Origin of the sequence: Streptomyces sp. NPDC088116, from assembly GCF_044741745.1 — a bacterium.
In the GTDB taxonomy this organism is placed as follows: domain Bacteria; phylum Actinomycetota; class Actinomycetes; order Streptomycetales; family Streptomycetaceae; genus Streptomyces.
The window spans coordinates 844,796-853,887 of sequence record NZ_JBIUTF010000004.1; the positions used below are offsets into that span (position 1 = coordinate 844,796).

Consider the following 9,092-nt stretch of genomic DNA (forward strand, 5'->3'; position numbering starts at 1 on the left):
CCTCCGGCGAAACGCCGGACATCGCCCCAGGGGACGACTCCCTTACGCCGTCCGTCCTTGTGCCGGTCATGGTAGCTGCACCCCGCCCGTCGCCACACCCTGTCACCGTGATGTCACTGTGTCCGAAGCAGAAACGTAGCGGGAGACCAGAAGGTTCCCCGAATAAGACCGCCTCACACGCCCCCGGCCACAGTCGGTCAGGACATCACGATGATTCGCTCATCAATCGATCACCTGTCATGCATCCACTGCTCCATCACAGACAGCAAGTGATCGGGATCAACAGGCTTTGTCACATAGTCGGAAGCACCGGAGTCGATGGCCTTCTCCCTGTCGCCCTTCATCGCCTTCGCGGTGAGCGCGATGATCGGCAGTCCGGCGAACTGCGGCATCCTGCGGATCGCGGTCGTCGTCGCGTATCCGTCCATCTCCGGCATCATGATATCCATCAGAACGACCGTCACGTCGTCGTGCTGCTCCAGGACCTCGATGCCCTCACGGCCGTTCTCCGCGTACAGCACCGCCAGACCGTGCTGTTCCAGCACGCTGGTGAGAGCGAAAACGTTACGGATGTCGTCGTCGACGATCAGCACCTTCTCGCCGGTGAACATGAACGTACGCCTCTCCCTGGAGGCCTCCTGACGGCCGGTTCCGGCCATTCCGTCGGCCCAGGACTCCTCCTGGCCGCCCGAACTGTCCGACGGACCCGGGTCCGTGGTGCCCGACGGGCCGTCCGAGGTACCTGACGAGCCGGGTGTCCCCGGCTGTGCCTCGAGCCCCTGTCCGGGCTGCCTCGCACCCTGCTCCACCGCCGCCGCGCTCTTGCGGCGGCGACGGAACAGCGTGGCAGGCTCCGGCAGTTCCGGCGGCGGGGGCGAGGCCGCCTCCAGCTGAGGAGGCTGTCCCGCCGTACCCGCACGCGTGAGGCTGTCCGTCACGCGCCCCAGCGGCTGCATGCCCGCGGGCGTCAGCTGCGGATATCCCTGGGGGGGCAATTCGCTCGGGTGCAGCGGCAGATAGAGCGTGAAGGTCGAGCCCCGGCTCGGCTCGCTCGCCGCGTGGATCTCACCGCCCAGCAGGCGCGCGATCTCCCGGCTGATCGACAGACCCAGCCCCGTACCGCCGTACTTCCTGCTGGTCGTACCATCCGCCTGCTTGAACGCCTCGAAGATGACCCGCATCTTGCTCGACGCGATACCGATCCCGGTGTCGGTGACCGAGAACGCGATCAGATCACCGTCGGCGTCACGCAGCGAACCCGCCTCCAGGAGCTGTTCCCTGATGGCGTTCGGGACATCTGTACCGGCCGGCCGGATCACCAGCTCCACCGCGCCGCTGTCGGTGAACTTCACCGCGTTGGACAGCAGGTTGCGCAGCACCTGCAAGAGCCGCTGTTCGTCCGTGTGCAGGGTCGCGGGCAGCTCCGGCGAGACCCGTACGGAGAAGTCGAGCCCCTTCTCCGCGGTCAGCGGCCGGAAGGTCGCCTCCACGTAATCGACCAGCTGCACCAGCGCGATCCGGGTCGGGCTGACGTCCATCTTGCCCGCCTCGACCTTGGAGAGATCGAGGATGTCGTTGATCAGTTGCAGCAGGTCGGATCCCGCGCCGTGGATGGTCTCCGCGAACTCCACCTGCTTCGGCGAGAGGTTCGACTCGGCGTTGTCCGCCAGGAGCTTGGCGAGGATCAGCAGCGAGTTGAGCGGTGTACGCAGCTCGTGCGACATGTTCGCCAGGAACTCCGACTTGTAGCGCATCGAGACGGCGAGCTGCTCGGCCCGCTCCTCCAGCACCTGCCTGGCCTCTTCGATCTCGGTGTTCTTCACCTCGATGTCGCGGTTCTGCTGTGCCAGCAGCTCGGCCTTCTCCTCCAGCTCCGCGTTGGACTCCTGAAGGGCCTTCTGCCGGTTCTCCAGTTCCGCCGAGCGCTCCCGCAGCTGCTCCGTGAGCTCCTGCGACTGCTTCAGCAACACCTCGGTCTTCGAGTTGACGCTGATGGTGTTGACGCTCGTCGCGATCATCTCGGCGATCTGGTTGAGGAAGTCCCGCTGAATATGTGTGAACGGCTGGAACGACGCCAGCTCGATCACACCGAGGACCTTCCCCTCGAAGAGCACCGGCAGCACGATCACATACGCCGGCGACGCCTCCCCGAGCCCGGACGAGATCTTGAGATAGCCCGGCGGCACATTGACCTGGATGGTGCGCTTCTCCTCGGCCGCCGTACCGATGAGCGTCTCACCGGGCCGGAACGACGTCGGCATCGCGCCGGCCGAGTAGCCGTAACTGCCGCGCATGCACAGCTCGTACGAGGCGTCCTTGCCGCCGTCCGTACCGACCTGGGGCACCGCGCCGGTCTGCATCGCCAGGAAGAACGCACCGTGCTGCGCCGAGACCACCGGGGTCAGCTCGCTCATGATCAGCGAAGCCACGTCGTCGAGATCGCGGCGGCCCTGCATCAGACCGGAGATACGGGCGAGGTTGCCCTTCAGCCAGTCCTGCTCCTCATTGGCGAGGGTGGTGTCACGCAGATTGGCGATCATCGTATTGATGTTGTCCTGGAGGACCTGGATCTCGCCCGCCGCGTCCACATCGATCTTGAGGTTGAGATCGCCCCGGGTCACCGCGGTGGCCACGGCGGCGATCGCCCGCACCTGACGGGTCAGGTTGCCGGCCATCTCGTTCACCGATTCGGTGAGGTCGCGCCAGGTGCCGTCGACATCCCGCACCCGCGCCTGACCGCCCAACTGGCCGTCTGTACCCACCTCACGGGCCACTCGGGTGACCTGGTCGGCGAAGGAGGAGAGCTGGTCCACCATCGTGTTGATGGTGTTCTTCAGCTCCAGAATCTCGCCGCGCGCGTCGATGTCGATCTTCTTGGTGAGATCGCCCTTGGCGATGGCGGTGGTGACGGTCGCGATCTGGCGCACCTGACCGGTCAGGTTGGACGCCATCGAGTTCACGGATTCGGTGAGGTCCTTCCACGTCCCCGACACGCCCGGCACCCGGGCCTGGCCGCCCAGTTCCCCCTCGGTGCCCACCTCACGGGCGACCCGCGTCACCTCGTCCGCGAAGGACGACAGGGTCGTCACCATCGTGTTGACGGTGTCGGCGAGTTCCGCGACCTCGCCACGTGCCTCGACGGTCACCTTCTTCGTCAGATCACCGTTGGCGACCGCCGACGAGACCCGCGAGATGTTACGTACCTGACTGGTCAGGTTGTTGGCCATCGTGTTGACGTTGTCGCTGAGGTCCTTCCAGATCCCGGTGACACCGCGGACCCGGGCCTGACCGCCGAGGATGCCCTCCGTACCGACCTCACGGGCGACACGGGTCACTTCGTCGGCGAAGTTGAGCAGCTGATCGACCATCGTGTTGACGGTCGTGACCAGGTCGAGGATCTCGCCCCTCGCGTCGACGGTGATCTTCTTCGACAGGTCGCCCTTGGCGACCGCCGTGGTGACCTCGGCGATATTGCGGACCTGGGACGTCAGGTTGTTCGCCATGAAGTTGACGGACTGGGTGAGGTCCTTCCACGTACCCGAGACGCCCTGGACCTCGGCCTGACCGCCCAGGATTCCCTCGGTGCCCACCTCGCGGGCCACCCGGGTCACCTGCTCGGCGAAGTTGGACAGCTGGTCCACCATCGTGTTCAGGGTGTTCTTCAGCTCCAGGATCTCGCCCCGGGCATCCACGTCGATCTTCTGCGACAAGTCGCCACGCGCCACCGCCGTGGCGACCCCGGCGATATTGCGGACCTGCGCGGTGAGGTTGCCCGCCATGCCGTTCACGGAGTCGGTCAGGTCGCGCCAGACACCGGCGACGCCCGGCACCTGCGCCTGACCGCCCAGCCGTCCGTCCGTGCCCACCTCACGCGCGACCCTGGTCACCTGGTCGGCGAAGGCCGAGAGCTGGTCGACCATCGTATTGATGGTGTTCTTCAGCTCCAGGATCTCGCCCCGGGCGTCCACATCGATCTTCTGCGACAGGTCACCGCGCGCCACCGCCGTGGTCACCTGCGCGATCTGCCGCACCTGATCCGTCAGGTTCCCGGCCATGAAGTTGACCGAGTCGGTGAGTTCCTTCCACGTACCGCTGACGCCGTCCACCCGCGCCTGGCCGCCGAGCCGCCCCTCCGTGCCCACGTCCCGCGCCATGCGCGTCACCTGGTCCGCGAAGGAGGAGAGCTGCGCCACCATCGTGTTGACGGTGTTCTTCAACTCCAGCATCTCGCCCGCGACATTGACCGTGACCTTCTGCGTCAGATCGCCGTTGGCCACCGCTGTCGTCACCTGCGCGATGTCCCGCACCTGACCGGTGAGGTTCCGGAACGCCGTGTTGACCGAATCCGTGAGGTCCTTCCAGGTCCCCGCGGCTCCCGGCACTTCGGCCTGGCCGCCGAGCCGGCCTTCGACACCGACCTCCCGCGCGACCCGCGTGACTTCGGAACCGAACGACTGGAGCTGCGCCACCATCGTGTTGACGGTGTTCTTCAACTCCAGCATCTCGCCCGCGACATCGACGGTGACCTTCTGCGACATGTCGCCGTTCGCGACCGACGTCGTCACCTGCGCGATGTCCCGCACCTGAAGAGTGAGGTTGCGGAACGCCGTGTTGACGGAGTCCGTCAAGTCCTTCCAGGTCCCGGCCGCACCGGGCACCTGAGCCTGCCCGCCCAACAGCCCCTCGGCGCCGACTTCGCTGGCCACCCGGGTCACTTCGTCCGCGAACGTACGGAGCGTCTCGGTCATCTGGTTGATGGTCTCGGCGAGCTGGGCGACCTCGCCACGCGCGCTCACCGTGACCTTCTGCGACAGATCACCATTGGCGACGGCCGTGGTGACCTCGGCGATGCCGCGCACCTGGTTGGTCAGGTTGCCGGCCATCGTGTTCACCGAATCGGTGAGGTCCTTCCACACCCCGGCGACACCGGGCACGGTCGCCTGACCGCCCAGCTCGCCCTCGGTGCCGACTTCCCGGGCCACCCGCGTGACCTCGGAGGAGAAGGACGACAGCTGGTCCACCATCGTATTGACGGTGTTCTTCAGCTGAAGCATCTCGCCGGCCACATGGACCGTGACCTTGCGCGACAGATCACCCTTGGCGACCGCCGTCGTAACGAGAGCAATGTCACGCACCTGAGCGGTCAATCGATACGCCATCGTGTTGACCGAGTCGGTGAGGTCTTTCCACGATCCGGACATACCGCGCACCTTGGCCTGGCCACCGAGCTTGCCCTCGGTACCGACCTCAAGCGCCACCCGGGTCACCTCGTCGGTGAACGCCGAGAGCTGGTCGACCAGGTTGTTGACCGTACGGGCCACCTTCAGGAACTCGCCGCGCAGCGGCCGCTCCGCCCCGTCGGTGGAGTGCGAGCGCAGCTCCATCCGCTGCTCCAAGTCGCCCTCGGCGACGGCGGAAAGCACCCGGCCCACCTCGGACACAGGCCGTGACAGGTCGTCCACCAGCGCGTTCGACGCGTCGATGGCCGCGGCCCAGGAGCCCTCGCAGGCACCGGTCTCCAGCCGCTCAGTGAGCTTTCCCTCCCGCCCGACCATGCGTCGTACGCGGGCCAGTTCACCCGTGAGGTGGAGGTTGCGGTCGGCGACCTCGTTGAAGACAGCGGCGATCTCCGCCATCACGTCGTCACCTGAAACGGTGAGGCGTTTACGGAAGTTGCCGTCCCTCATCGCCACCAAGGCGGTCAGGAGTCTGTTCAGCTCCGCAGAGTCCACCTCGGTCGTCCCATTGTTCCGGGACCGTCCGCCTTTCGCGCGTGTGCTCATGCCACGCGCTGCCGTGCCAGACTCCACCGTGTCCCTCCCGCAGGGTTTGAACGTTCTGTCCGGGCCGTCTCCGAAAGCCTGCCCAGTGTTTCACCATGGCCGAACCAGGCGATAACAGTTCGGCAGCTTCGACTAGCGTCCCCACCCCCAGAGGGCGGAAACAGTGGTGACCGGCATCCGTTCGGACAGCGAAGGTAAGTAACCTGGCATCCGGCTGTCCAACCGTCCCGGTCCGCCCGGCGGGGGCGGACTGGCGAAGGTACTACCACCGGGCATCTGGAGGGCGGGGCCGATCATGCCGGAGCCGGGCGTCGAAACGCGTACGAGGAGTTCTGTGATCACCGCGCGGGCGGCTGCCAGCTTCGACCCTGTCGGGCGGTCCGTCGCGACTGCCCGCGCCTTTGTGCGTGACACGCTCCAGGGGTGGGGCTACTCCGATGTGGTCGACGATGCCGTCGTCCTCACCAGTGAACTTGTCACCAATGCCGTCATTCACGCCGGCACCTCCGCCGATGTGCTGTGCCTCCGTACGGAGGACGGCGTCCGCGTGGAAGTCGCCGACCGTTACCCCGAACGTGAAGTTCCCATACAGGGCACCGGCCAGTCGTTCGCCAACCCGGACCGGGAGAACGGCCGGGGGCTGCTGCTCTGCGCGGCCCTCGCCTCACGCTGGGGTGTCGAATACACGCCAACGTTCAAACAGGTCTGGTTCCAGCTCGACCTTCCACAGCGCCCGGTCGGCACCCGTTCCGCCGGCCCCGTCCTGCCTCCCAGTCTGCTCCCCGTCGCCGACGAACGCGTCAGGGTCGCGGTCGTCCAGATCGACCAGGCCGGCGCCGTCGCCGGCTGGAACGAGGACGCGGAAACCATCTTCGGATACGCCGACGAGCAGGTCGTCGGCAAACCCCTCACCGACATCGCCGCCTGGCCGCACACGCCCGGCATCGGCACCGGCATCGCCGAGGCCCTCCTGCTCTCCCGCTGGGAGGGCAGTTACGGCATCCGGCACGCCGACGGCCGTGTCATCCCCGTCTACGCCTCCCATCTGCGGGTGCGCGACACCCAGGGCGAACCGTCCACGGTCTGTCTGCTGGTACGCGACTACGAACGCGCCGTCATCCAGACACCACTGCGCGCCCCCGCCACCGAGGCGGGTTCCGAGAGCCGCAGTGTGGACCCCTTCGAAGTCTTCATCGGCTCACCGGCCCCCGACGACCTCGACGGACTGCTCCAGCGCACGGTGGAACGCGCCCGCGACATGCTCGACGGCGACTCGGCCTTCCTCCTCCTGGCCACGGACGACGAGACGGAACTGGAAGTACGGGCCTCCACCGGGCTCCCCTCCGCCCGCCAGCGTTTCGCTCGCGTCCCCGTGGAGGCCGGCACGGGCCGCTACGGCTCGGCACGGATGCCCGCCGTCCACGACGACCTCACGGCGGTCCCCGGGGCCGTCCCGCTGCTCAACGACACCGGGATGCGTTCCGTGGTGACCGTCCCGCTCAAGGTCGAGGGCAGGCTCACCGGCTCCCTCGGCGTCGCCGCGGAGGGAGCGGGCCGCTATTCGAACGAGGAGGCACTGCGTCTCCAGTTCGCCGCGGACCGTATCGCCCTGGCCGTCGAATCGGCCCGCCTCGGCGAACTGGAACGTCTCCGCCGTGGTTCGCTCTCCTTCCTCGTCGAGGCCTCGGACCTGCTCGCGGGCACACTGGACCGCGACCAGACGCTGGCCCTGATGGCACAGATGACCGTCCCCACCCTGGCCACCTGGTGCGCCGTCTACACAATCGCGGACCAGTCGTCGGACCCGTACCTCTCCTATGTGCTGCACGAGGACGAGGAGCGCATCGACGGTCTCAAGGCCCTGCTCTCCAAGATCGACCCGCCGGACCCGGTTCCCACACCGGGCGCCCGCATCTGGACGGCACCCGCGGCGGCCGCCCACCAGGCGGCGCTGCGCAACTCCATGCGTGAGCTGGAAGGCAGCTCCTCACCGGTGTCCTCGGGCATCGGTACGACGCTGGCGACAGCGGCCGCGGTCGGCGGCGAGACCGTGGTGCTGCCACTGGTGGCCCGCAACCGGGTCATCGGCATGCTGACCCTCGGCAAGCCGTCCGACGACCACTTCCGCCAGGAGATCCTGGAACTCGCGGAGGACCTCTCCCGCCGGGCGGCACTCGCCCTCGACAACGCCCGTCTCTACTCCGAGCGCACGGCTATCAGCCAGGCACTCCAGCGCAGCCTGCTGCCGCCGGGTCTCCCCCAGGTGCCCGGAGTGGAGGTCGAGGTCATCTACCGTGCCGCGGGCGAGGGCAACGAGGTCGGCGGTGACTTCTACGACCTGTTCCCGATCCGGGACGGTGCCTACGGATTCGCCATCGGCGACGTCTGCGGTACGGGCCCGGAGGCGGCGGCCGTCACCGGCCTGGCCCGGCACGCACTCCGCCTGCTGGCCCGCGAGGGTTTCGGCGGCCCGGCGGTCCTCGAACGACTGAACGCGGCGATCCTCGAGGAGGGCGCCCGCAGCCGCTTCCTCACCCTTCTTTATGGCGAGTTGTGGCCACAAGAAGATGGCAGCGCGATCCTCAAGGTGGTGTGCGCCGGGCATCCGCTCCCCTTGCGCCTGCGCCAGGACGGCACGGTCGAGCCGGCGGCCGAGCCGCAGCCACTGCTGGGCGTCATGGAGGACTTGGAGCTGTACGAGCAGACGATCACCCTGGACCCGGGAGACGTCCTCCTGTGCGTCACTGACGGCGTCACAGAGCGCCGTGAGGGCGCACGCATGCTGGGCGACGACGGTCTGACCGACGTTCTGACGACCTGTACCGGTCTCACCGCGGGCGCGGTCGCCGCCCGCGTACTGCGAGCCGTGGAGCGCTTCGCGGCCGAGCCGGCCTCCGACGACATGGCCATCCTCGCCATGCGCGTCCCGGAGCCCCACACCGTCTAGCGCGGCAGTCCGGAAACAGGAAAGGCCCCCGCCAATTGGCGGGGGCCTTTCCTGTACATGAGCCCCAATACGGAATCGAACCGTAGACCTTCTCCTTACCATGGAGACGCTCTACCGACTGAGCTATTGGGGCGAGCAACGAGATAAAGCATACCCGATGTTCAGGGATGCTCGGAACCGCCCAGGAGCTGCCAGAAGCGACTGCTCGGGCCGGCTCCCGCAGGCCGGAGCCATGAAACGGAGACTGAGGGGAAATAGAATAGATCGTGAACGCAGGAATGCCCCGTACCATGACTGGTACGGGGCATTCCCACAACAATTGTTCGGCGGCGTCCTACTCTCCCACAGGGTCCCCCCTGCAG

Annotated in this window: 2 protein-coding genes and 1 tRNA gene; 1 reads left to right on the plus strand and 2 read right to left on the minus strand. The window is 67.2% G+C overall.

Features of this window, described 5'->3' with window-relative positions:
- Positions 1-230: 230 nt before the first annotated feature.
- On the minus strand, positions 231-5,783 hold the full coding sequence (locus tag ACIOJD_RS20585; RefSeq protein WP_401915457.1) for a HAMP domain-containing protein: 5,553 nt from the start codon (positions 5,781-5,783) through the stop codon (positions 231-233).
- A 295-nt stretch (positions 5,784-6,078) separates the two neighbouring features.
- Here ACIOJD_RS20585 and ACIOJD_RS20590 point away from each other — a divergent pair, with 295 nt between their 5' ends.
- Entirely contained in the window at positions 6,079-8,730 is a 2,652-nt protein-coding gene (locus ACIOJD_RS20590) for a SpoIIE family protein phosphatase (protein WP_401915459.1), read from the plus strand.
- 60 nt (positions 8,731-8,790) lie between these two features.
- Here the strand turns inward: ACIOJD_RS20590 and ACIOJD_RS20595 are convergent.
- Positions 8,791-8,863: transfer RNA gene (locus ACIOJD_RS20595), tRNA-Thr, on the minus strand.
- Positions 8,864-9,092 lie beyond the last annotated feature (229 nt).